The 23,278-nt window shown below is 61.3% G+C and carries 19 protein-coding genes; 12 read left to right on the top strand and 7 right to left on the bottom strand.

Features of this window, described 5'->3' with window-relative positions:
* Positions 1–28: 28 nt before the first annotated feature.
* Positions 29–2,329, bottom strand: coding sequence for a glycosyltransferase (locus tag ACK8OE_RS13540; protein ID WP_410272944.1), 2,301 nt, complete (start codon positions 2,327–2,329; stop codon positions 29–31).
* A 252-nt stretch (positions 2,330–2,581) separates the two neighbouring features.
* On the opposite strand from ACK8OE_RS13540, the gene ACK8OE_RS13545 reads away from it, so the two are divergent.
* Positions 2,582–4,228, top strand: coding sequence for a M28 family metallopeptidase (locus ACK8OE_RS13545; protein ID WP_410272945.1), 1,647 nt, complete (start codon positions 2,582–2,584; stop codon positions 4,226–4,228).
* A gap of 173 nt (positions 4,229–4,401) precedes the next feature.
* Here ACK8OE_RS13545 and phhA read toward each other — a convergent pair whose 3' ends face one another.
* The 3 genes from phhA to ACK8OE_RS13560 all read right to left on the bottom strand — a co-directional run bounded on the left by phhA (position 4,402) and on the right by ACK8OE_RS13560 (position 6,013).
* Positions 4,402–5,268 carry a phenylalanine 4-monooxygenase gene (gene phhA / locus ACK8OE_RS13550; RefSeq protein ID WP_410272946.1) on the bottom strand — a complete coding sequence of 289 codons (867 nt, stop codon included), beginning with the start codon at positions 5,266–5,268 and terminating at the stop codon, positions 4,402–4,404.
* Positions 5,269–5,271: 3 nt separating this feature from the next.
* Entirely contained in the window at positions 5,272–5,604 is a 333-nt protein-coding gene (locus ACK8OE_RS13555; protein WP_410272947.1) for a 4a-hydroxytetrahydrobiopterin dehydratase, read from the bottom strand.
* 109 nt (positions 5,605–5,713) lie between these two features.
* Positions 5,714–6,013 carry a hypothetical protein gene (locus tag ACK8OE_RS13560; RefSeq protein WP_410272948.1) on the bottom strand — a complete coding sequence of 100 codons (300 nt, stop codon included), beginning with the start codon at positions 6,011–6,013 and terminating at the stop codon, positions 5,714–5,716.
* Between the two features lie 250 nt (positions 6,014–6,263).
* On the opposite strand from ACK8OE_RS13560, the gene ACK8OE_RS13565 reads away from it, so the two are divergent.
* The 9 genes from ACK8OE_RS13565 (at position 6,264) to ACK8OE_RS13605 (ending at position 15,735) form a co-directional block, all read left to right on the top strand.
* A complete protein-coding gene (locus tag ACK8OE_RS13565; RefSeq protein WP_410272949.1) occupies positions 6,264–8,459 on the top strand; it encodes a DUF6311 domain-containing protein in 2,196 nt (731 codons plus the stop codon).
* A 178-nt stretch (positions 8,460–8,637) separates the two neighbouring features.
* Positions 8,638–10,752: a DUF6311 domain-containing protein gene (locus tag ACK8OE_RS13570; RefSeq protein ID WP_410272950.1), complete on the top strand. Its 2,115-nt coding sequence runs from the start codon at positions 8,638–8,640 to the stop codon at positions 10,750–10,752.
* Between the two features lie 196 nt (positions 10,753–10,948).
* Complete coding sequence (greA, locus tag ACK8OE_RS13575; protein ID WP_041658489.1) at positions 10,949–11,422, top strand: transcription elongation factor GreA; 474 nt, start codon at positions 10,949–10,951, stop codon at positions 11,420–11,422.
* 129 nt (positions 11,423–11,551) lie between these two features.
* Positions 11,552–12,592, top strand: coding sequence for a mitochondrial fission ELM1 family protein (locus ACK8OE_RS13580; RefSeq protein WP_410272951.1), 1,041 nt, complete (start codon positions 11,552–11,554; stop codon positions 12,590–12,592).
* A gap of 83 nt (positions 12,593–12,675) precedes the next feature.
* Entirely contained in the window at positions 12,676–13,662 is a 987-nt protein-coding gene (trxB, locus tag ACK8OE_RS13585; protein WP_126422763.1) for a thioredoxin-disulfide reductase, read from the top strand.
* Positions 13,663–13,911: 249 nt separating this feature from the next.
* On the top strand, positions 13,912–14,469 hold the full coding sequence (locus ACK8OE_RS13590) for a 6-carboxytetrahydropterin synthase (RefSeq protein WP_410272952.1): 558 nt from the start codon (positions 13,912–13,914) through the stop codon (positions 14,467–14,469).
* A complete protein-coding gene (gene folB, locus ACK8OE_RS13595) occupies positions 14,460–14,813 on the top strand; it encodes a dihydroneopterin aldolase (protein ID WP_126422759.1) in 354 nt (117 codons plus the stop codon). Before ACK8OE_RS13590 ends, folB begins: the two co-directional genes overlap by 10 nt.
* The gene (locus ACK8OE_RS13600; RefSeq protein WP_410272953.1) at positions 14,810–15,355 is read left to right on the top strand and encodes a DinB family protein; all 546 of its coding nucleotides are present in this window, start codon (positions 14,810–14,812) and stop codon (positions 15,353–15,355) included. The genes folB and ACK8OE_RS13600 overlap by 4 nt, the downstream gene beginning before the upstream one ends.
* Positions 15,352–15,735, top strand: a complete 384-nt coding sequence (locus ACK8OE_RS13605) for a DUF4870 family protein (RefSeq protein WP_410272954.1) — start codon at positions 15,352–15,354, stop codon at positions 15,733–15,735. The genes ACK8OE_RS13600 and ACK8OE_RS13605 overlap by 4 nt, the downstream gene beginning before the upstream one ends.
* A gap of 1 nt (position 15,736) precedes the next feature.
* On the opposite strand, the gene ACK8OE_RS13610 is transcribed toward ACK8OE_RS13605, so the two are convergent.
* The 3 genes from ACK8OE_RS13610 to uvrB all read right to left on the bottom strand — a co-directional run bounded on the left by ACK8OE_RS13610 (position 15,737) and on the right by uvrB (position 19,396).
* A complete protein-coding gene (locus ACK8OE_RS13610) occupies positions 15,737–16,354 on the bottom strand; it encodes a DUF3617 domain-containing protein (protein WP_410272955.1) in 618 nt (205 codons plus the stop codon).
* Between the two features lie 109 nt (positions 16,355–16,463).
* Complete coding sequence (locus ACK8OE_RS13615) at positions 16,464–16,868, bottom strand: hypothetical protein (protein ID WP_290795537.1); 405 nt, start codon at positions 16,866–16,868, stop codon at positions 16,464–16,466.
* A gap of 356 nt (positions 16,869–17,224) precedes the next feature.
* Positions 17,225–19,396, bottom strand: a complete 2,172-nt coding sequence (gene uvrB / locus ACK8OE_RS13620; protein WP_410272956.1) for an excinuclease ABC subunit UvrB — start codon at positions 19,394–19,396, stop codon at positions 17,225–17,227.
* Positions 19,397–20,014: 618 nt separating this feature from the next.
* Between uvrB and ACK8OE_RS13625 the strand changes: the two genes are divergently transcribed.
* Positions 20,015–21,145 (top strand): cell wall hydrolase, encoded by a 1,131-nt coding sequence (locus ACK8OE_RS13625; RefSeq protein ID WP_290795541.1) that lies wholly within the window; start codon positions 20,015–20,017, stop codon positions 21,143–21,145.
* 287 nt (positions 21,146–21,432) lie between these two features.
* Complete coding sequence (locus tag ACK8OE_RS13630) at positions 21,433–23,151, top strand: methyl-accepting chemotaxis protein (RefSeq protein ID WP_410272957.1); 1,719 nt, start codon at positions 21,433–21,435, stop codon at positions 23,149–23,151.
* Positions 23,152–23,278: the final 127 nt, after the last annotated feature.

Consider the following 23,278-nt stretch of genomic DNA (forward strand, 5'->3'; position numbering starts at 1 on the left):
TTCGGACCCAAATGCGCGATAAAGCAAATTAAAGACCGGCATCTTTCAGGGCGCACCAGCTCAGGTGCAAGGCCAGCACCGACTCCGCCCCCTGATTTTCGTTGAGCCCATGCAACGTAAGACCGTCGCAGCAGCCGCCGTCCTCGCTCATCAGGCTGAGGCCGTGATCATTGTCACCGCGGAACCATTGCCAGACGCGCAAGGCCTGCGCCTTCCAGCTCGCTTCGCCCGTCACGCGCCATGCCGTCAGGCAGGCTTCGATGGAGGCCTGCGCCTCCAGCGGCTGCTGATCGAACAGGGCTTCCCGCCCGCCGGCGTGCGATTGCCCGGCGGCGAAACTGCGGGTCGGGATAGGGCGGAAATGACCGGCCTCAGCGGTTTGCAGGGCCATGATGCGCACGCTGGCGCTCAGGGCATTTTGGACCATCCGGGCATTGCCGAGGCGCTTCCCGGCCAGCAACAGACCTTCGGGGAGGCGCGCATTGTCGTAGGACAGGGCGGGCTCAAACCACCCATGCGCCGGGGCGTTGTGGCAATAGGCGGCGTGCAGCGGTTCGGCCAGCACCTCCATCAACCGCAGGACCTCCGCCGCCTCGCCCACATGATCGACCGCGGCATCCAGCGCGCGCAGGCTCACGGCGCGGGCGCGCTGCGACGGCCAGTCGGCGACGTGCGGCAGGACGCGCTGGCTAAGTTCACGCGCCCACTGCCGCAGATCGTCCGGCAGGGGAGAACGCACCACCTCGATCAGGGCCTCAAAGGCACGGGCGCAGCAATCGTCCGACCCGCCCTCGTCCAGCCACTGCCGGGCAAAGCTCATAAAGTTGCGAAAACGCCCCATCTCAGGGTTCCAGGCGTGGTTGACAAAGCCCGCATAGCGGTAGGCGAGGTCTGTGCGCTGCTCGTCAAAGCGCTCGAACTTCGCCCGCCGCGCCATCAGCATCAGGGCGCGGGCATTGTCGTCGGTGCAATAGCCATGCGCGCGATCGGGCAGGCGGTAGCGGCTGTGCTGGGCCATGCCGCAATCGTCCGACAGCCGCAAAACGGCGCGCCAGGCCGGGGCCGATCCGATAGACGGGACCACAGACAGCACCCTGCCCTTCGTCGTGATGTCGGCGCGGGCGCGCCCGGTATAGGCGGCGGCCACCGCGCTCCAGCGCGACGGCAGGGCGGCCTCATAGGCGCGTTCGCTCATGGCTTCCCGTTTGGCTTCATCGGTCAAAAGGTCGATAATCGCCTCGGCAAAGGCCGCGCTGTCACGGAAGGGGCAAACGACACCCACCCCGTCGGCCAGAGCCTCAACCGCGTGCCAGTAAGGCGCCGAGACTACCGGCTTGCCCACGGCCAGCGCATAGCTCAGCGTGCCCGACGTGATCTGCGTTTCGGTCAGATAGGGCGTCACATAGACGTCGGTGGCCTGAAGCACGTCGATAAGGTCGTCATCGGACATGAAGCGGTTGATGAAGCGGATATGGTCTTCGACGCCCAGCGCCTCAGCGCGCGCCATCAGACGCTCGCGGTAGGCTTCGCCCTCATGCAGGATCAGATTGGGGTGGGTGGCCCCCACGACAAAGTACAGCACGTCGGGGCAGGCCTCGGAAATGGCCGGCAGGGCTTCGATGATCGTCTCGATCCCTTTATTTGGCGACAGCAGCCCGAAGGTGGACAGCACCCGCCGCCCTTCGGCGTCCAGCCCGGCCTTGAAGTCAGCCGTGGGGCGCAAGGCCCGTGCCGGGGCCCCGTGCGGCACCACCAATATCTGCGAGTCCGGCACGCCATAGACGCGCTTGAGGATGTCCGCGCCCTTATGGGCCATGGTGATCAGGGTCGAAGACAGGCGGATCAGCCCGTCCATCACGCGGCGCTGATCCGCATTGGGGGTTTCGAGCACCGTGTGCAGGGTGGTGATGACCGGCATATCGACGCGCTCAAGGCATTCCAGCAGGTGTGCGCCGGACGGGCCGCCGAAAATGCCGTATTCGTGCTGCACGAACAGCACCTGCATGCGGGCGGCAGTGAGATCGGCGGCCAGTTGCCGATAGGCCGCTGCGTCGTCCTGCGGCAGGTGGCGCGTCACTTCGGGCGGGTAGGCATAGGGCCCGGCGTGATCGTCCATGGCGATCACCTCAAAGCGCGCCGACGGCAGGGCTTCGTGCAGGCATTTATAGATATCGCGGGTAAAGGTGGCCAGACCGCACTGACGCGGCGGGAAATTGCCGAGCACGGCGACGCGCGACAGGCCCGCTTCGGGTTTGAGACGGGCACGGCTGAGAATATCATCAAGGCTGTGGGCCTCGGTTTCGACGGCAAAATGCTTATCCTGAAGCATGGCGAACCCTTCGCGAAAAAAACCAGCGTCGGCGGATCGGCTCCGGCGCAAAATACCGCCGGAAGGCTGCTGAAAATCACAGGTCGGAAAAGAATAAGGCGTGGGACGATCCGTCCGCAGAACCTCACAATGGGCCGCTAACGGATAAAGATGCAGTCAGGAAAGCGAAAGCCGCCATAAACCGGACATGATCTTGACACCGGCTCTGAGGGATTTAGCTTCATTTGAAACTGATCCCCGAAGGAGCCCCGCATGTCTTTCCGACCCGTTATGGCCGCCAGCCTGCTGGCCCTCACCTTGTCCGTTCCGGCGCTGGCCGCCCCCAAGACGCCTGAGATTTCCGGTGCGCGCATGTCCGCCGATGTTAAGGCCTTGTCTGACGACAGCTTCGAAGGCCGTGGCATCAACACGCCCGCCGAACCCAAGGTGATCGACTATCTATCGAAGGGTTTTGCCGCGGCGGGCTTTCAACCGGGCGGCCCAGACGGTCAGTGGACGCAGGCCGTAAAGCTGCGCCAGTTCACGGTACAAAACCCCACCCTCTCGCTCAGCAGCGGCGGCAAGGCGACGGCGCTGACGCCGGGCACGGACATCGTGGTTTCGACGCGCGGCGCGCTGGGGGATGTCAGTTTCAAGGACACGCCGCTGGTCTTTGTCGGCTATGGCGTCACGGCCCCGGAACGCGGCTGGGACGATTTCAAGGGCGTCGATGTGAAGGGCAAGATCGTGGTCGTGCTGATCAACGATCCGGACTTTTATGCGCCTGAGGCCAACACCTTCGGCGGCAAGGCAATGACCTATTACGGACGCTGGACCTACAAGTACGAAGAGGCCGCCCGGCACGGTGCGGCGGGCGTGCTGATCATCCACGACACGGCGGCGGCCTCCTATGGCTGGGGCACGGTGAAAAATTCGTGGACCGGGCCGCAGTTCGACATCGTGCGCCCTGACCCGTCAAAACAGTTTACCGGCCTCGAAGGCTGGCTGTCGGCCGAAACGGCACAGAGCCTGTTTGCTCAGGCAGGCCTTGACCTGGCGGCGCTGAAGGTCGCGGCGCGCACCAAAGACTTCCGGCCGGTGGACCTGAAGACCACGCTCAGCGGCGGCTATCAGGTGACAGCGAAGGAAATCGTCTCGCACAATGTCATCGCGCGCCTGCCCGGCACGAAACACCCGGATGAGACGGTCGTCTATGGTGGACACTGGGACCATATCGGCATCGGGGCCCCCGACGCCAATGGCGATAAGATCTTCAATGGTGCGGTCGATAATGGCACCGGGATTGCGGCCCTGCTGGAGCTGGCGCGTGCCTTTGGCAAGGCCCCCAAACCCGACCGCAGCGTGGTGATGATCGCTTTTACCGGCGAAGAAAGCGGCCTTCTGGGCTCGGAATACTACGCCTCAAACCCGGTCTATCCGCTGGAAAAGACGGTGGCGGGCATCAATATGGACGCGCTCAATGTGTTTGGCGCGACGAAAAACATCGTGGTGGTCGGCAATGGTCAGTCGTCGCTGGAGGACGATCTCGGCACCTTCGCTAGGGCGCAGAACCGTATCCTGTCGCCCGACGAAAAACCCGAAGCGGGGTACTTCTTCCGTTCGGACCACTTCCCCTTCGTCAAACGCGGCGTGCCCATGCTCTATGCCAAGGGGGGCAAGGACCTGATCAAGGGCGGCATCGCAGCGGGCACGGCCAAGGAAGCCGACTACCGCGACAAGCGCTACCATCAGGCCGATGACGAATGGTCGGCGGACTGGGATATGGCGGGCATGGTCGAGGACGTGACGCTTTATTACCAAATCGGGGCGAAGCTGGCCCATTCGCGCGAATGGCCGCAATGGCGCGCCACCTCGGAGTTCAAAACCGCCCGCGATACCTCCGCCGATCAGCGGAAATAAACGGAAAAGCGCCTACCCTGATCCTAGATCATTATGATTTCTGGTGGAAACATAATGATCTGGATTTTTGTTTAGCCCCTCGCCGGGCGGTGGCTTCGCCACCTTGGCCGCCGCCTCAATGGCGGCTTGAGCGGAATGATTTAAAAGAAATCATTCCGCTATAGGGGGAGGCTCTATCGGTGATAGTCGCCCGTGCCGCGGTGAAATACGCGGTCGGTGGCTTCGATGCGGCCCGGCGTCAGGTCGGGCAGCCCGGCCAGCGCCTCATAGATCGGCCCGAAGTCCTTTTGCGCCAGCCCCAGAAGCGTATCTATCGACGGCAGGACGAAATAACCCTCCTGAAAATCGTCGATGCGATAGACGGTGCGCATGACGCGCTCCAGATCGAAGCCGATACGGTTCGGGGACGGGCTTTCCAGCGCAAACTGCGTCTCGGTAAAGGACGACAATATGCCGGCACCGAAGATGCGCACGCCGCCACCCTCTTCGACCAGTCCGAACTCCACCGTGTACCAGTAGAGCCGCGCCAGCCGGTCGAGCACGCCCAGCTTTTCGGCGCGCAACCCGCCTTCGCCATAGGCCTGCATGAAGTCGGCCATGACCGGATTCATCATCATCGGCACATGGCCGAACAGGTCATGAAAAACATCGGGCTCGACCAGATAGTCCAGTTCGCGCCCGTCGCGGATAAACTGCCCCGCCGGGAAGCGCCGGTTGGCCAGATGGTCGAAAAAGACGTCATTGGGCACCATGCCGGGCACGGCCACCACCGTCCAGCCGGTGCGGCGGTAGAGGACCTCGCTCAGGGCGTCGAAATCGGGGATGGCTTCGGCTGTGATCGGCAACTGGCTCAGGCCGTCCATATATTCGGCGCAGGCCCGACCGCGGATGGTCTGCATCTGCCGCTCGAACAGGGTGCGCCAGGTGGCGTGCTCGCTCGGCGTATAGGCGTCCCAGTTTTGCGGGATGGTCCAGTCGGGACGGTCAGGCACATAGCCACCGACAATACCGTGGCGCGCAGGCTGTGTTTGCGTATCCATCCCTTACCTCGCTCTAGCCGCGTTAAAACGGGTGGCTGCGGCGTCGATCGCTTCGGCCAGCGCCACATCGCGATCGCTGAGCCCGCCCGTGTCGTGGGTCGTCAGGCGGATCGACACGCGGTTATAGACATTGGACCATTCCGGATGGTGGTCCAGACCCTCCGCCGCCTGAGCCACAGCGCTCATAAAACCAAATGCCGCGGTGAAATCCGCAAAGCGCAGATGGCGCTCTATGGCCTTGTCCCCCGCCTCGCGCGTCCACAACGGCAGACGCTGCGGCAGGGCCGCGATCTCAGCGGGCATCAAAGGCGTAGCCGGGGGCAGGTCAACGGGCATGACGGGTCCTCTTCAAGAAAGATGATCCCCCCGAAGGTCGAGAAAATCTTTCTTATTTTCCGTCCTGCCGCCGGTTTCGCAAAATGGTTTTCTGCAAATCCGGCAATACTTAGTCGGCCTTGCTTCGGCGACTGGCGGCCCCGGCACTGCCGCCGCCCCAGATAAAGGACAGGCCCAGCAGGAAGCCGAAATCGTACCAGCCGCCCGAATTGGGCACGGCATAGATGCGGATGCTGTGATCGAAAATATGCCCGATCAGGGCAAAGGGCGCGATGGCCCCGTGGATCAGCCCCATCCAGAAGCCCGGCACGGACGGTTCGGGTGCCGCCCCCTGCGTTGCACAGGCCGTCAGCAGCAGCATGATCCCCACAGCCATCAGCGGCAAACGCAAACCCTGGTTCACAGTCATGGTCACATCCTCCCGCGTGTCAGGAAACGACCGGAACGCCCTTCTGTCAATCGGACACGCATCCGTGTACGACAGGAAACGGAAACAATTTTGCGGGATCGTGCCCGAAATTTGCCTATTTTTAGGGCTTGATCACGCAACTTGTGATGTGCGGCGTTTTCGCTATGATGCGCCGCACCAGAACTGACCCTATCCTCGTCTTTATCGATAGAGCCCTCCCATTCGTATCCCGTCCTACCTGCCGCATGTTGTGACCTGGGCCCGTCGTCTGCTGATCGTGGCAACGCCGTTCCTGCTGTTCAGCCTGTTCTTCCATATCGAGATCCTCGACCCGACCCGCATCGGCTGGCTGCTGGATGAGGACTGGGGGCAGCACGTGCTGGGCTGGCACGCCTTCCGCAACGTGCCGTGGGCGTGGCCGTTCAACTATCAGAACCTGCTGGCGTGGCCGACGGGCGTCAGTATCATCTACACGGACTCCAATCCGTTCTTTTCCTTTATCTTCAAGGCACTCAGTCCGCTCCTGCCCGATAATTTCCAGTTCATCGGGCCGTGGTTCCTGCTGTGCGTGGTGATGCAGTTCTTCTTTGCGTGGAAGCTGGTGCGCCCGCACGCGCCGGGGCCGTGGTCGGCTCTGGCCGGGGCGATCATCATGTCGCTGCTGCCCGCCCTCTATTACCGGATGCGCCACGACACGCTGGTGGCGCACTTTCTTATCCTGTGGACGCTGTGGATCTTCTTCAACGTCAAGGATGAGCGCAAAAAGAACATCTGGTACGCGACGGCGCTGGGCCTGACCGGCTTCCTGCACCCCTACATGCTGTTCATGATGGCCGCGGTGTGGGGCGCAGACGTGTTGCGCATTTTCGTGCCGGCGGCGAAGGCCATGGACCGCAAGCGGGTGCTGCTGATCCTGCGCGATGCAGCGCTGGTGTTTATCTGCCCGTTTATTACGCTTGGCATCTCAGGGGCCTATTCGGGCTCATCGGCGCAGGCGCGCGGCTTCGGCTTCTACTCGATGGGACTGGATGCGCCGTTCAACCCGGTTCAGCCCGACTTCTCCTTCTTCATCAAGGCCCACCCGCAGGACATGGGGCAGTATTTCGAGGGCTATCAGTATATGGGCCTCGGCATTCTGGGCCTGCTGCTGGGGGCGCTTCTGCTCTATCAGATAACCTTCTCGGCCCGTCAGGCGCGTCCCTTTATCGATAGCGCCAAGCCGCTGATCATCCCCTTTATCTGCCTGTTCGTCATCGCCGTTTCGCACCATGTGCAGTTCTACGACATCGTGTTGTTCAAGCTGCCGCTGCCGAAATACCTGCTGGATAAGCTGGCGGTACTGCGGGCTTCCGGCCGCTTCTTCTGGCCCATCGCCTACACCCTGATCCTGATCGCGCTGGTCATTGTCTATAAGTCGCGGCCCAAGGTGATGAAGGTGGCTCTGCCGCTGGTCATTATCGTGCAACTGATCGACCTTCAGGGCTTTATCGCCGCCATGCGCAAACAGACCGAACTGGCCACCAGCCCGGTCATCTTCGATCAGGCCCCGGATCCAATGTGGGACAAGCTGATTTCCGGAGCGAAGGGCGTAGACTTCTATCCGGCGCAGGTGCACCTGAACGACAAGCTGTTCTATGAAATCGCCTGGCGCGCTGTGTCGAAGCAGCGCTACGTCAACACCATGTATATGGCGCGCGAAAACTATGAACAGCGCGCCATCGAGCTGAAAGGCCGCGAAGCCTATCTCAACGGCACTATCAATAACGACAACCTGTACGTCTTCCTCAACCAGTGCATCGCCCCGGCCAATCTTCAGCCGCTGATGCGTGAGGTGGACGGCGTGTGGATCATCCCGCCGCAGTCAATGCGCAACCTGCCGCTGGCCCTGCCCGAATGGAAGCCGATCAAGGCGCGCATGGGCTTTGGGTATCTCAATCAGGGCTCGTGCCTGCTCGACAAGAACTGGGCGGCGCCTGAGGCCGACGGGGCATGGACGCTGGGCAAACGTTCTGAGCTGGTCATCCCCATTCAGGAGGTGCAGTTCGAAAGCGGCGAACGCCCGGTCAAGCCGTCGATCCGGCTGGTGGCCAAGAGCTTCTTCCGCCCGATGACGGTCGATGTGCTGATCAATGGGCGCAAGCGTGCCACGATGGAGCTGGAAAAAATCCGCTCCTATCAGGATATTCCCCTGCCGCCGTCGGTGTTCAACCGCCCCGACATGAAGGTGTCCTTCATCGTGCGCGACCCGCTGTCGCTCAAGGAGCTGGGTCAGGGCGACGATGAACGCCAGTGGGGCATGAAGCTGTTCCGCCTGACCATCGAAGACGCCGCTGTGCGTGAGAAGGAAGAGGCCGAGAAGAAGGCCAAAATCGCCGAAGCCCAAGCTGCGGTCAAAGCCCAACCGGTCGGCGTCACCGCCGGCCAGCAGGCCCCTCAGAAACCCTAATCGTCTCCTTGAAAGCCCGGCTTCGGCCGGGCTTTTTTTGCACTGCCGTGCTTGTTTTCAGCCAAACCCCTCTTTAAGGTGTGCAGTGCCGAAGGGGGCGGTCATGTCCGGACTGACAAGACATTACGCGCGTTGCTAAGCGTGCAATGGCCTCCCGTTGACAGACCGAGAGAGGCATATGCCAGACACGACACAACGCACCCATTATCGTTTGGCACTGTTTGGCGCGCCCGTTCTGCTGTTTCTGGCCTTTTTTAACCCGGCGATTGTGGACCCGACCAATATCGGCTGGGTGATGCACGGCGACTGGGCACAGCATTTTCTCGGCTGGCACGCCTATCGTAACGGGGCAGATGGCTTCAACCATCAGGACCTTCTGGCGCACCCCACCGGTCTGAGTGTGCTTTACACCGACTCCAACCCGCTCCTTTCACTGCCTCTGAAGCTGATCAGCCCGCTTTTGCCGGCGAATTTTCAGTTCATTGGACTGTGGTTCCTGCTGTGCCTGTGTTTGCAGTACGTCTTTGCCCTGCGTCTGATGGAACGCTACGCACCGACGGCGTGGAGCGCTCTGGGCGGTGCCCTGCTTCTGTGCCTGCTGCCCACACTGTATAACCGCATCGGGCACGACACGCTGTTTGCGCACTGGCTGATCCTGTGGTCGCTATACATCTTCTTCGCGGTCGAAACCCCTCGCGGCAAGGCCATAGGCTGGGCCGCCAACCTGACCCTAGCCTCGCTGATCCATCCCTATCTGCTGATCATGTGCCTGTTTATCTGGGCCGCCGATCAGTGGCAGGCCTTACAGACTATCCGCCGCACGCGCGACCCGAAGGCCCTGATCGGGCTGGCCGGCGCTGCGGGTATCAGTGCCACACTGTGTCTGATAGCCCTGTGGGCGGGGGGCGCGTTTTCCGGAACCAGCCCGGCGGGTGATGGCTTCGGTATCTATTCCATGGGGCTGGACGGACCGTTCAATCCGTCCGGTCTGCCGTCCTTCCTGTCCTTTTTACCGAAGCAGGAGCCCCGTCAGGCCTTTGAGGGCTTCCAGTATCTGGGAGCAGGCGTACTGGTGCTGATCGGCGCCGCGTGGTGGCTGACCCGCCGCGCCCGCAAGCTGAGCCCTCAGCCGCAACCACAGCCAGAGGCGGCAAGCGACGAGCGCGATACGCGCGAAGTGACCACACAGGCCTTCGAGCGGGCGCGTGGACTCAAATGGGTACTGATTTTACTCACCGTGCTGGCCATCTCGACCAAGATCCAGATTTTCGGCAAGACCCTGATCGATATCCCCTTGCCGGAGGCAGCCCTCTCCGTGGCTGGCGTGATCCGCGCCTCAGGCCGCCTGTTCTGGCCGGTGGCTTATACGCTGGTATTCCTGAGCTTGCTGGTTATCTATCGCACCCCCAGACGTAACCTGTGGCTGGGGGTGATCGTCGGGCTTCAGCTTATGGACCTCGGCGCCTTCTCCAGCCATGTCAAGAGTCTGACCGCGCGGGCCTCGGACCGCGCCGTTGTCAAGGTCGCCCAAAGCCCGCAATGGAGCCAACTGATCGCCGCCAGTTCGCAGGTCAATTTCGTCCCCCCCAATGCCCTGGCCAATCAGCCCGTCTTCTATGAAATGACCTATCGCGCCGTTTCAGCTAAGGTGCCCATCAATACCATGTACGCGGCACGCCCGAACCCCAAACAGGAAGCTCTGGAGTTTTCGGATTACCAGCACTTTTTGCAGGGCGTGCGACATCCGGACCAGCTCTATGTGTATATCAATCCCTGCCTGCCGCACCCTTCGCTGAGGGGGCAGTTGCGAGAGCTTGACGGCATCTGGTTCCTGCCACCCGTCAGAGCGGATGCCTCGATTGGGCGCGTCCCGGCCCCGCATCCCTTCCCGCAAAACGTCATGCAGCCTGTGGCGCGCGACAAGCCCGCCGCCTGCCTGCTGGATGGCGACTGGGCTCTGGGCGAAGAAGGCGGTGTCTGGACCCGTGGGGCCGAAGCCAGTCTGACCCTACCCGACTCAGTGACCATTGCCCCCGGCTCAGAACTGCGGTTCACCCTGAATACCGCCCGCCCGGCACGCGTGTCGGTACTGATCAACGGACAGGTGGCTCAGGATTATGAAATGTCAAAAAAGGTCAAAGAGATCACCGTACCTCTTCCGGTGACCTCAGGCACGCGGGGACCGCTACAGGTCCGCTTTGTCATCAAAGATCAGGCGCCCCCGGCAGAGCCGATCCCGCAGGGTATGAAGCGACTGAAAATTTCTCAACTGGGGCTGTTTACCGCCTCTTGAGTGCCTATCTGAAACACAGTTTGTTTTTTCGCGCGTTTTGCGCTATGAAGCGTGCCCCGTCCTGCAAGGGTGCTCTGCAAATAGCGTCCGGCGCGCGGCTTAAGTTCCAACACAGGTTTTCCGGCCGGTCGCAGGCGCCCTCGACCGTCGTCGGCTCTATTGTCTTTCACTCAGGGCGTTTCAGAAACAATCGCACATGGAAAAAGTGCCGATGACCGTCGCGGGCTACCAAAGCCTTGACGACGAACTCAAGCGTTTGAAATCGGTGGAACGTCCCGCCGTTATTGCGGCGATTGCCGAAGCGCGTTCGCATGGTGACCTGTCGGAAAACGCCGAATATCACGCGGCTAAGGAACGTCAGGGCTGGATCGAAGGTCAGATCGCCGAGATCGAGGACAAGATCAGCCGCGCCCAGGTGATCGACGTTTCGAAGCTGTCCGGCAATCAGATCAAGTTCGGCGCGACCGTCACCGTGGTCGATGAGGACACTGAGGAAGAAGGCCGCTATCAGGTCGTGGGCGAGCACGAAGCCGACGTCAAGGCGGGCCGTATCTCGCTCAGCTCGCCTTTGTCGCGCGCCATGATCGGCAAGGAAGTGGGCGATGTGGTGGAGGTCAACACCCCCGCCGGCGTCAAGGCCTACGAAATCCTCAAGGTCGAGTGGATCTAGCTCTCATCATCCGACAGGCTGCGCCTGCCGGATGATGGCACTCAATAAGGTCAAAGACTTGCTCGGGACGGCCCGTCGCAAGTCTTTGGCTTTTTTCATACCTCGCCTTTGGCGAGGAAGGTGTCCGCTGTGCTCAATGCACCCGTCACAACCGAAGAGTCGCTGAAGATTCCCTCGGACCGCCCGCTGATCGTCTGGGCGGTGTCGGACGGTCGCGCCGGTATCCACAATCAGGTTCTGGGGCTGGCCGAAGCCATTGCCGCCCTCACCCCGACCCAGATCGTCGTGCGCCATATCCGCTATCGCCGTCTGTTCGACCGCTGGCCCACAGCGCTGCGTCTGTGGCCCGATGTGATGCTGAAGCGCGATTCCGACCTCATTGGCCCGCCCTATCCCGACATCTGGATCGCCGCCGGACGCGCCACCCTGGCCCATTCGCTGCGCATGCGCCGCCGCTCTCAGGGCAAGACGCTGGTGGTGCAGCTTCAGGACCCCCGCCTGCCGTCCGCCCGCTTCGACATGGTCATTGCACCGAAGCACGACGAGGTGAAGGGCGACAATGTGCTACCGCTTCTGGGCTCCACCCATCGCGTCACGCCGGAACGCCTCAGCCGTGAGGCCGCCCCGTGGGCTGAAAGCCTGTCGAAGTTCAGCGGCCCGTTTATCGCCGCCCTGATCGGCGGGCGCTCCAAAAGCCACGACATATCGCCGGCGCGCGCCGAAACCCTCGTCCAGCAGATTCGCGCCGCGGTCAAAGGCAAGAAGGCCACCCTGCTGCTCAGCGTGTCGCGCCGCACCCCCGAAGCCGCCCGCGCCATCCTGACCGAGGGACTGAAAGACCTCGACGGCATCATCTATGACGGCAAGGGCGACAATCCCTATTTCGCCTTCCTTAACGCCGCCGACCACATCCTCGTCACCGAGGATTCGGTGAATATGGCCACCGAAGCCGCCGCCACGGGCAAGCCGGTGCACGTCCTGCCCATGGATGCGCGCAGCAGTGGGACCAAGTTCGGGCGCTTCCATCAGGGGCTTCAGGAATACGGCGCCGCGCGGCCGTGGTCGGGTGAGCTGCGGACGTGGAAATATACGCCGCTGAACGAGACGCAGCGCGCCGCCGAGGCCGTACTGGCGCTCTATAATCAAACGCATCCCGACGAAAAACGTTAACAGCCCTTAACGGAGGGATGACAAGGCCGCGGCCGGTCATTATCTAAGGGGCCAGTTTACCCCAAGATAGAATCGAATCTGCCATGACCACGCCCCGTACTGTTCGTTGCGCCATCATCGGTTCCGGCCCGGCGGGCTGGACAGCGGCCATCTATGCCGCGCGGGGCCTGCTGCACCCGGTGGTGTTCACCGGCCCGCAGACGGGTGGTCAGCTCACCATCACCACGGACGTCGAAAACTATCCGGGCTTTGCCGAGGTCATTCAGGGCCCGTGGCTGATGGATCAGATGAAGGCGCAGGCCGAACATATGGGCACCGAGGTCATCACCGACATCGTGGTCAAGGCCGACCTCAGCCAGCGGCCCTTCCGCCTCGAAACCGATGCCGGGAACGTCTATCTGGCCGAAACCGTCATCATTTCGACCGGCGCTCAGGCCAAGTGGCTGGGCCTTGAGTCGGAAAAGACCTATCAGGGCTTCGGTGTGTCGGCCTGCGCCACCTGTGACGGCTTCTTCTACCGCAACAAGACGGTGGCCGTGGTCGGCGGCGGCAATACGGCGGTCGAAGAGGCCCTGTTCCTCACCAAGTTCGCCTCAAAGGTCTATCTGATCCACCGCCGCGACTCGGTGCGTTCGGAAAAGATTCTGGCCGAGCGCATGTATGCCGAGCCGAAGATTCAGCCGGTGTGGAATTCGGCCATTGACGAAATTCTGGGCGAAACCAATGAATTCGGCGGGGCCAGCGTCACCGGCGTGCGCCTGAAAAACGTCCATACGGGCGATACCCACGAACTGCCGCTCGACGGCGTGTTTATCGCCATCGGACACGCGCCGTCGTCGCAACTGTTCCAGGGGCAGCTTGAAACCAATGCCGGCGGCTATCTGAAGGTCGAACCCGGCACGCCGAAAACCGCCATCAAGGGCGTCTTTGCGGCGGGCGATGTGACGGACGACGTCTACCGTCAGGCGGTCACGGCGGCCGGTATGGGCTGCATGGCGGCGCTGGAGGCCATCCGCCTGCTGGCCGAAGAGGATCATCACCGTCAGGATGCCAAGATCGGCGCTTGGTAAGATTTGGCCGCAGGTTTTAGCCACGAAAAACACGAAAAGCACGAAATCCGTTATATTGAAGCCTTGCGCGAAGCGTCCTTGATAGTCGCTCACAAACGAGGCTAACAGCCCTTCGGGCAAGCACCGCCCGATGTTACGCTTTTCGCGATTTTCGTGTTTTTCGTGGCCAAGCCCCCCAGACACTGCGCGTGATTTGACTCACGCGGGCTTTTGCGCTTTTAGCTGCCGCACAAGAAAAGGCCCCTGTCCGTGCAGATTCAGTTCACCCGTCGTTTTTCCATGGCTCACCGTTTGCGCGCCGACCGTTCGTCGAAGTGCGCGACCCCGCATGGGCATAATGAATTCGTGCGCGTGACGCTGAAGGCCAAATCGCCGGATACGGTGAAGTGGGGGCAATCCAACTACGCCCAGAGTTTTGATGCGCTCAAGCGCGACTGGCACCGCTTTGTCGATGACGCTCTGGATCACGCCTTTCAACTGGGGGCCGATGACCCGCTGATCGGCTTTTTTCAGGCGCATGAGCCCGATCTTCTGCCGCGTCTGCTGATCATTCCGGGCGATCCGACGACCGAAGCCGTAGCACTCGCCCTCTATCACAAGCTGAACGCCATCTTGTCCGCCCACGTGCCGGATTTTGCGTGCGTGCGCTTTGAAATCGAAGAAACCCCGACCAATACGGTCATACTGACGCCCGAAGACCTTAGCCACGGCCCGCATCTGGCCGACTGGTGCCATCGGGCCGATCTGTCGATCAACGATCTCCTGCCGCCTGAAGATTGGCAGAAAAAGAGCGACCCATGCCTCTGATCAGCCGCCACGTCTTTGTCGAAGGCCTGAAAGTCGAGGCCGCCATTGGCGTCTATGACTACGAACACGGCCGCACCCAACCCCTGATCATCGACGCCGATATCCGCATCGGCCTGCATGAGATCAAGGGCCTGAAAGACACGCTGAACTACGAAATGGTCGGCAATCTGGCGCGTGACCTGATCGCGCGCGGCCATATCAAGCTGGTCGAAACCCTGGCCGAGGACCTGGCCGAGGCCGTACTGGCCCTGCCGCAGGCCGAAGAGGTGCGTATCCGCATCTCCAAACCCGAAGCCCTGGCCGATGCCGACCGCTCCGGCTGCACCGTGGTGATGCGCAAATGAGCCATCTGGCGCATCTGGGCCTGATGGCCCGCTATAACCAGTGGATGAACGCCAAACTGCTGGAGGTGATGGCCGCGCATCCCGACGCCGATTTCCACGCCGATACAGGGGCCTTTTTCGGTTCGGTTTGGGGGACGCTCAACCACCTGATCGTGGCGGACCTGCTGTGGATGGGCCGTTTGAGGGGCCATGCGACGGGTGCCGCGCTGTCGGCCGCCAAGGCCCTGCCGCAACCCACGGGCCTGAATGATACGCTGTATAGCGAACTGAGCGCCTTCGCGCCGGTGCGCAGGGAACTGGATGATCTGTGGCTGAGCTATATCGAGGGCCTGAGCGAGGCCGATCTCGACATGCCTCTGACCTATCGCCGCGTCAATGGCGACGCCCATACTAAACCGCTGGGGCTGGTGCTGAGCCACGTGTTCAATCACCAAACCCACCACCGCGGACAGATTACGACGCTTTTGTCGCAGATGGGGCTTGATATCGGGGTGACGGACGTGCTTGTTCTGGTACCCGAACTCGATCTGGACCACTTATGAACACGCCCGCCACCCGCACCAAACTCAGCGACACGACGATCATCCCAATCGTCAACTATCTGCTGCTGTTTTTCCTGATCGTCGGTGGCATTTCGGGCGTCCTCGCCATCACCCTGATCTATTTGTTTCAGGACGACGCCCCCGACTGGCTGAAAACCCACTATGCCTTTCAGAAAAGGACCTTCTGGGTGGGCATCGGGGCCTTTGTGCCGCTGGTTGTGCTGCTGACCTCACCGGTGATGTCGAGCGTGGTGCTGGGCGGTATCGTGCTGATCCTCGTCTTCGCCCTGTTCCTGTGGATCGTGGGGCGTTGCACCGTGGGCTTCAACCACGTCTTCCACAAACGCCCGATTCCCAATCCCAAGAGCTGGCTGGTTTAACCTATTTGGGCTTACCCGGCTCACGCCCGGCCATATCGAACAGGTTGAAACTGACGTCGCCACCGGGCAGGGTCACGTCGCCGGGTTTCTGATCGGCCTTGCATGGGCTGAGGCGCTTTGATTTGATCGTCATATTGACCACGCGGTTCATGTGCGCCAGCGCCGCCCCCGTGGTCTGGGACCGCAGGGTCATGGTGTAGTCGCGCGTATAGTCGCCGGTGATGCTGCCCGACACCTCCATCTTGCCGCCCGATCCCATATTGCATTCGGCGAGAATGCCCCAGGAACCGTCGTCCAGATGGCTGACCGTCGTGTAGCGGCAGCGATTGCCATTAAGGTCAGTGCCCGTAATACCCAGCTCCTTCTCGGTGGCCGCGTCGAGGCAGATGCGCATGGTCTGGGCCTGACTTTCCGAACCCTCCTCGCTGAGCGTTGTTTCCCACAGGCCGGGCTGACGCGCCGGAAGAGGCTCCTGCGGTTTGGGCGGCGGCGCGGCCACAGAGGCCGGGGCCGGAGCGGGCTCAGGCGCAGGGGGTTGTTCTTTCTTGCCACAACCGGTCATCAGCGCGACGGCGGCCAGCCAAGAGAGCGCCACACCTGACTTTACATACGCGGCCATGTCCTGTGCATCCCTGTCCCGAAACGGAAGTCACAGATGTAAGCGTAAAACCCCAGACAGGCGAGTCGAATTATGCACCTTATTGCCGCAGGCCCTGCAAAATACAGGTTCAAAGGCTCTTTTTGGTGACGATGCGCAGGGTTTGCAACGTGCGCGGCAATTCGTCAGCCAGTCGGCGGCTCAGTTCTCGCGCGCCCACCGGATAGGCCTCGCCCCCTTCGGCGATTTCATGCGCCATCTTGGCCGTCGCGTCGATCAGGATTTCCAGCTCGGAAATCTGCTCGCGCGCCAGCGCCTTGGCCTCTTCCTGAAGGCGGCGCACGCGCTGGGTGCGGCTTTCACGCGCCGAAACCGTCGCATCGACGAGCGATTGCAGACTGTTGGCCGTGTTGAGCGGCACAGGCACGACATTGATGACCTCATGGGCCGGTTCGCCCACGCCCCCCATCATCTCGGCTTCGATTGCGACCCCCTTCGTCGAGGGCGGCACCACATTCAATCTGGTTCTACGCATATCACACCCCAACCTCTTCTCTATGCGCCCCGGAATGCCGTCACACAGCCAAATTGAAACGCGACGGGGCCCCAACCAGGGGTTATGCACACCTCATACCAACGGCCGAAGATGCTAACCGCATCCGGCCGTTGAAACATCAAGACTGTCTCATATGTGTCAGAGACTTGAGACAGTCTCGAAAGGCATACCCGAAGTCATTTGCAATGACTCCGGTTATCAGACCACAGAGTGAGGCATTTCGTCGCGAAAATCCAGCCGGTTTCGTTTCAAACTGGCACATTTTCGTAACAGGGGCGTGACGCACAAGCCTCAGTATCGGATTGAAACGCTCGCGAAGCGTTCTGACGGTAAATTTATACCGCCCCGTCCCCGATCATATCCTTGGCGAACTCCAGATCCAGCAGTTTGAGGCGCTTGATCTCATCGCGCAGGCGAGCGGCCTCTTCGAACTCCAGATTGCCCGCCGCCTCACGCATCCGCGTCTCAAGGTCCTTGAGTGTTGCCTGAAAATTGGAACCGAGGAAGGGCTTGGAGTCCCTGGCCGCGACGCCCACCGGCACCTGAACGCGGTCGGCCTTTTCATACGGACTATCCAGAATATCGGAAATACCGCGCTTGACGCTTTCCGGCGTGATGCCGTGTTCGGCATTGTAGGCCATCTGCTTTTCACGGCGGCGGCTGGTTTCGGCCAGCGCCCGTTCCATCGAGCCCGTCATCTTGTCGGCATAAAGAATGACGCGGCCTTCGACGTTGCGCGCCGCCCGCCCGATGGTCTGGATCAGCGAGGTTTCCGAGCGCAGGAAGCCTTCCTTGTCGGCATCGAGTATGGCCACAAAGCCACATTCGGGGATGTCGAGACCTTCGCGTAGCAGGTTGATCCCCACCAGTACATCAAACGCCCCCAACCGCAGGTCGCGGATGATCTCGATACGCTCCAGCGTGTCGATGTCGGAGTGCATGTAGCGCACGCGGATACCCTGCTCGTGCATATATTCGGTCAGGTTTTCCGCCATCTTCTTGGTCAGCACCGTGACCAGAGAGCGATAACCGTTTTTGGCGACTTCGCGCACCTCGGCAATCACGTCATCGACCTGATTGGCGCCGTCGGTCGAGACGGGGCGGATTTCGACCGGCGGGTCGATCAGGCCGGTCGGGCGGATCACCTGTTCGGTAAACACGCCACCCGTCTGCTCCATCTCCCAGTTGCCGGGCGTCGCCGAAACGTGGACGGTCTGCGGCCGCATCGCCTCCCACTCCTCGAACTTGAGCGGGCGGTTATCCATGCACGACGGCAGGCGGAAGCCGTATTCGGCCAGCACCGACTTACGCGCAAAGTCGCCGCGATACATGCCGCCGATCTGCGGCACGGTGACGTGGCTTTCATCCACGAACAGCAGCGCGTTTTCCGGCAGATATTCAAAAAAGGTCGGCGGCGGTTCGCCCGGCGCCCGTCCGGTCAGATAGCGTGAATAGTTTTCGATACCCGCGCAGGCCCCGGTGGCCTCCATCATCTCCAGATCAAAGGTGGTGCGCTGCTCAAGGCGCTGCGCCTCCAGAAGCTTGCCCTCGGCATGGAGTTGATCCAGCCGCAGTTTCAGTTCGGCCTTGATACGGTCGATGGCCTGACGCAGCGTCGGGCGCGGCGTCACATAGTGACTGGCGGCATAGACCTTAAGGTCTTTCAGGTCCGCCGTCTTCTTGCCGGTCAGCGGGTCGAACTCGGTCAGGGCCTCGATCTCATCGCCGAACAAGGACACCCGCCAGGCGCGGTCTTCGTAGTGGGCCGGGAAGATTTCGATGACGTCGCCGCGGCGGCGGAAGGTGCCGCGCTCAAAGGCCGCATCATTACGCTTGTATTGCAGCGCCACCAGATCAGCGCGCAACTGCGCCTCGTCAATGGTCTGCCCCACCTTCAGCTCAAAGGTCATGGCCGTGTAGGTTTCGACCGAACCGATACCGTAGATGCACGACACCGAGGCCACCACGATCACGTCGTCGCGCTCAAGGATGGCGCGCGTCGCCGCGTGGCGCATGCGGTCGATCTGTTCGTTGATCGACGAGTCCTTCTCTATATAGGTGTCGGTACGCGGCACATAGGCTTCGGGTTGGTAGTAGTCGTAGTAGGAGACGAAATACTCGACCGCGTTTTCCGGGAAGAAGGCCTTGAACTCACTATAGAGCTGCGCGGCCAGCGTCTTGTTGTGCGCCAGAATCAGCGCCGGACGCTGCGTCTGCTCGATCACCTTGGCCATGGTGAAGGTCTTGCCCGACCCGGTGACGCCCAGAAGCACCTGATCGCGCTCAGCCGCATTGGCCCCTTCAACCAGCTCGGCAATCGCCGCCGGCTGGTCCCCCGCCGGTTCATAGGCCGAATGCAGCACGAACCGCCGCCCCCCTTCCGACTTTTGCGGCCGGTCGGGGCGGTGCGGCGACCACAGGGTCGGCGGGAAGTCCTGCGCGCCGACATCAGCGGCGTAACGGCGGGGATCTTCGAAAATGAGGCGGGCGATATGAGAACGGTTCATGAACATAACATAGCGTCCTGCAAAAAAATGAAAAGGGGCGACCCGCGGCTTTTGCGCCCTACGGCCAGATTGGCCGTTTTGCGGGCTTCAAGTTTTCGTGACTCCCTCGCCTGAGAGGGATTCATTCGGGATTCCAGTGCCTTGAAACCGCAAATTTAAAATAACAATGTTCTATACCTACCCGGCGCCTGAGTTTCACTTTTGCGTCACGTGAGTAAACTTCGTTGAATTGTAATGATCGCAAAACCGAAAGCCCCCTCCATGAATATCGCAAGAAAAAAGCGGATAAGCTTATCTCTTCAATACTTCATAAAATAAAAAGTCATTGCAGCGCACATCTTGATAAAAAATAGGCATTATATGAGAAATTTTCTCACTCTCACCCCCTCTGAACTGATGCTCCTTTTACGCGATTGGCACTTTAACACATTTTTGCCATATTTCTGGCTATAAGACGGGCTGTCGATAGGCACAGTTATGTGCGTCGTCGGCTCCGGCGCCCCCGGAAGGCTGTGTTTCCGTGTTGTGAAACGGCCTGATGCATTCAGAAGAATGTATGGTGGGGTTGCCCTCTGTCAGGGAGCGCGGTGCGCTCTCGTTACTGAGGACAAGACACCTTTGGGTCTGAACCTGTCTCTTACGCGCCGTCAGATGCGCCTGTTGACCGCCGCCGGCGGCTCCAGCCTCATGCTGACCGCCGCGTTCGGCTCTGCCTGGTTAGGCGGCAAGCTGACGCGCGACGCGCAAATCCGCGAACAGGCCGAAAGCCTGATGAGCCTGAACGATCATTCCTATGGCGCGGACCGTCTGCGTCAGATGAACGGCGAAAAGCATATCGCCGCGCTTCAGGACGATCTGGACCGCCGCGCCATCGCGCTGGTCATGCGTCACGAATCCTATACCTCGCCTGTGGCCACGATGCGCCTGCGTCAGGACCGCCAGCGTACCGACCTGTTTGCGTCTCTGGTTGGCCCGGCCCGCGCGCACAAGGCCGAAGCCGCCTCCGCCCCGGTGCTGAAGGCCAGCCTTGATCTGGGCCTGATGCGCGCACCGTCGCGCACGGCTCCGGCGTCGCCCTTTGATCTGAAGAACCGCTCCGCCTCCGATCTCGATTGCCTGACTCAGGCCGTCTATTACGAAGCGCGCGGCGAAACCGATTCCGGTCAGCGCGCCGTGGCTCAGGTGATCCTGAACCGCGTGCGTCACCCCGCCTACCCCAAGACCATCTGTAATGTGGTCTATCAGGGCGCGGTGAAGCGCACCGGTTGTCAGTTCAGCTTCACCTGCAACGGCATCATGTCCAACCGCGTCGAAAGCTGGGCGTGGAAGCGCGCCCGCACCGTCGCCGAAGACGCGCTGGACGGTTATGTGATGAAGTCGGTCGGCGCTTCGACCCATTTCCACGTACTGGGTATCTCGCCCGACTGGTCGGTACGCATGCAGCGCACCGCCACCATCGGCAACCACGCCTTCTATCAGTTTTCCAGCCGTGGCGCGCAGATGCTGGCCGCCGCCGATCAGGTCCGCCCCTCGGCGGCCCCGACTCTGGAACAGGCGAAAGAGACGACGGAAACCCCTGCCCTGCCTGCGGCCCCGGTGGATACCAAGGCCTCTGACGCCCTCAGCCATCTGCGGGACACCAGCAAGGATAGCGCTGTAAAGGCCATCGCCCTGTCATCACAAGTCAAGGGCGAGGATGCTCAGGCGCTCACGCAAGCCGCGAAAACGGCAACGCAGACCAAGCCGTAACCGGGCGATTTTCTAAACGAAAAAACCACACCATAGCGCCTGGGTTCACTCTTAGGCGCTGTTTTCATTAAGGTTACCCGCGTTTTATTATAAGACAAAAAAAATGACGGATGTTAGGGTTTCAACAACTATGTTCTGACACCCTGCCTGACAATCCGGGGTTTGCGGACGCGTGATGAGTCGTGCCTGTAGTTGGATCACGCACCAAGACCCCAGAAAACCATTTCTCCGGGCGGCCCCGCAAACGCCGTACCGGAAAAGCAGACACTAGATTGTCAGGGGCCATAATGACTAAGTCGAAATCTGCCGGCGGCAAGCTGAGCATCTCCAACCTGTCCTTCACGCTGAAGTTCATGACTCCGGCCGCCGTTGCCACCGCGCTGATCGTCGCGCTGGCCTTCGGGGCCGTGACCGTAATGAACACGCAGGGCAAGGCTATTGAAAACATCAATACCCAGAGCCTCCCGGCCGTTCAGGCCATGGGCGACATCAAGTCGGCCATCAAGGAAGCCAATGGCCAGCTGTTCCGCGCCATGACCGATCAGGCGTCGGGTGCCGGCACCAATGCCGATCAGAAGGTCGCCCTGGTCGTGCAGGATCTCGGCAAGATCGAAACCAGCATCAAGGCGATGGCCGGTGCCACCACAGACGCCACCAAGAAGAAAGACCTCGAAGACCTCGGCAAGGAGGTCAAGACCTATAAGGAAGCCGTCGAGTTCGCCGGCTCGGTCATGACCGTCGATTTCCCCTCCGTCGCGCCGCTGATGTCGCAGTTCGACGAAGGCTACGCCAAGATGTCGCAAATCTCGGACAAGATCATCGCCGGTCAGGTCGCTCAGGCCAAGGCGGACGCCGAAGCCGCCCGCACGGCCCAGACCGCCGGCATCTCCATGCTGACCGTCTTCGCCGCCATCATGGCCGTCCTGTCCTGCGGTATCGCCTTCGTCTTCTCGCGCGCTACGGTGACCGGCATCAACCGCATCGCCAAGACCACTGAGGAACTGGCGCGCGGCAATCTGAATGTGGACATTCAATCGCTGGCGCGTGGCGATGAACTGAAGTCGGTCGTCGATAGCCTCAATGTCTTCAAGGCCAATGCTGAAGAAAAGCTGCGCCTCGCCGAAATCGAAGCCGCCACAATGAAAACCCGCGAAGAACGCGCCCGTCAGATGTCGGAACTGGCCGAACGCTTCCGCCACGAAGCTCAGGACATGCTGGACGCCCTGTCGGCCGCCGCCTCGGACCTCGACGCCAACGGCCGCACCCTGCTCACCATCGCGCAGGAAAACGAGCGCCGCTCGCAATCGGCGGTCTCCTCGATCCGCAACTCGGCCGACAACGTGCAAAACGTTGCTTCGGCGACCACCGAACTGTCGGCGTCGATCGGCGTCATCGGTGATCAGGCCGTCCGCTCGGTGGAAATCGCCGCCGAAGCCGTGTCGGAAGCCGACAAGACCAACGACTCGATGGTCGAGCTGAGCCGCGCCGCCGATCAGATCGGCGAAGTGGTTGACCTCATCAACGCCATCGCCCAGCAAACCAACCTGCTGGCGCTGAACGCCACCATCGAATCGGCACGCGCCGGTGAAGCCGGTAAGGGCTTCGCGGTCGTGGCCTCGGAAGTGAAGTCGCTGGCGCAGCAAACCGCCAAGGCTACCGACGAAATCCGCGAGCGCATCAAGGACATCCAGACGGCGGCCCAGAACGGCGTTTCGGCCATCCGCGGTATCGGTGCCACCATCAAGCACATGAACGAAATCGCTTCGTCCATCGCCGACTCGGTGCACCAGCAAGGCGACGCCACCAACGAAATCGCCCGCAACGTCAACGAAGCCTCGGACGGCACCACCACCGCCTCCACCTCCGTCTCGCAACTGTCGGCCTCGGCCGCCGATACGGAAAAGGCCTCGACCGAGATGCTGGGTGCCGCGAGTCAGCTGACACAACGCACGGAAGCCATGAGCGAGAATATCCGCCGCTTCCTGGCCGAGCTGACCGCCGCCTAAAACCGGCTAAGGTCTTGAATTGAAAACCCCTCCGGAGCTTCCGGAGGGGTTTTTTGTGCGTTCAACCGCATAAAACCAATTTAAGAGGTGAAAAAATCCATCGCGCCGCACAATAGATTCACCGGCA

This window comes from Asticcacaulis sp. W401b (genome assembly GCF_046503825.1).
Lineage (GTDB): Bacteria > Pseudomonadota > Alphaproteobacteria > Caulobacterales > Caulobacteraceae > Asticcacaulis.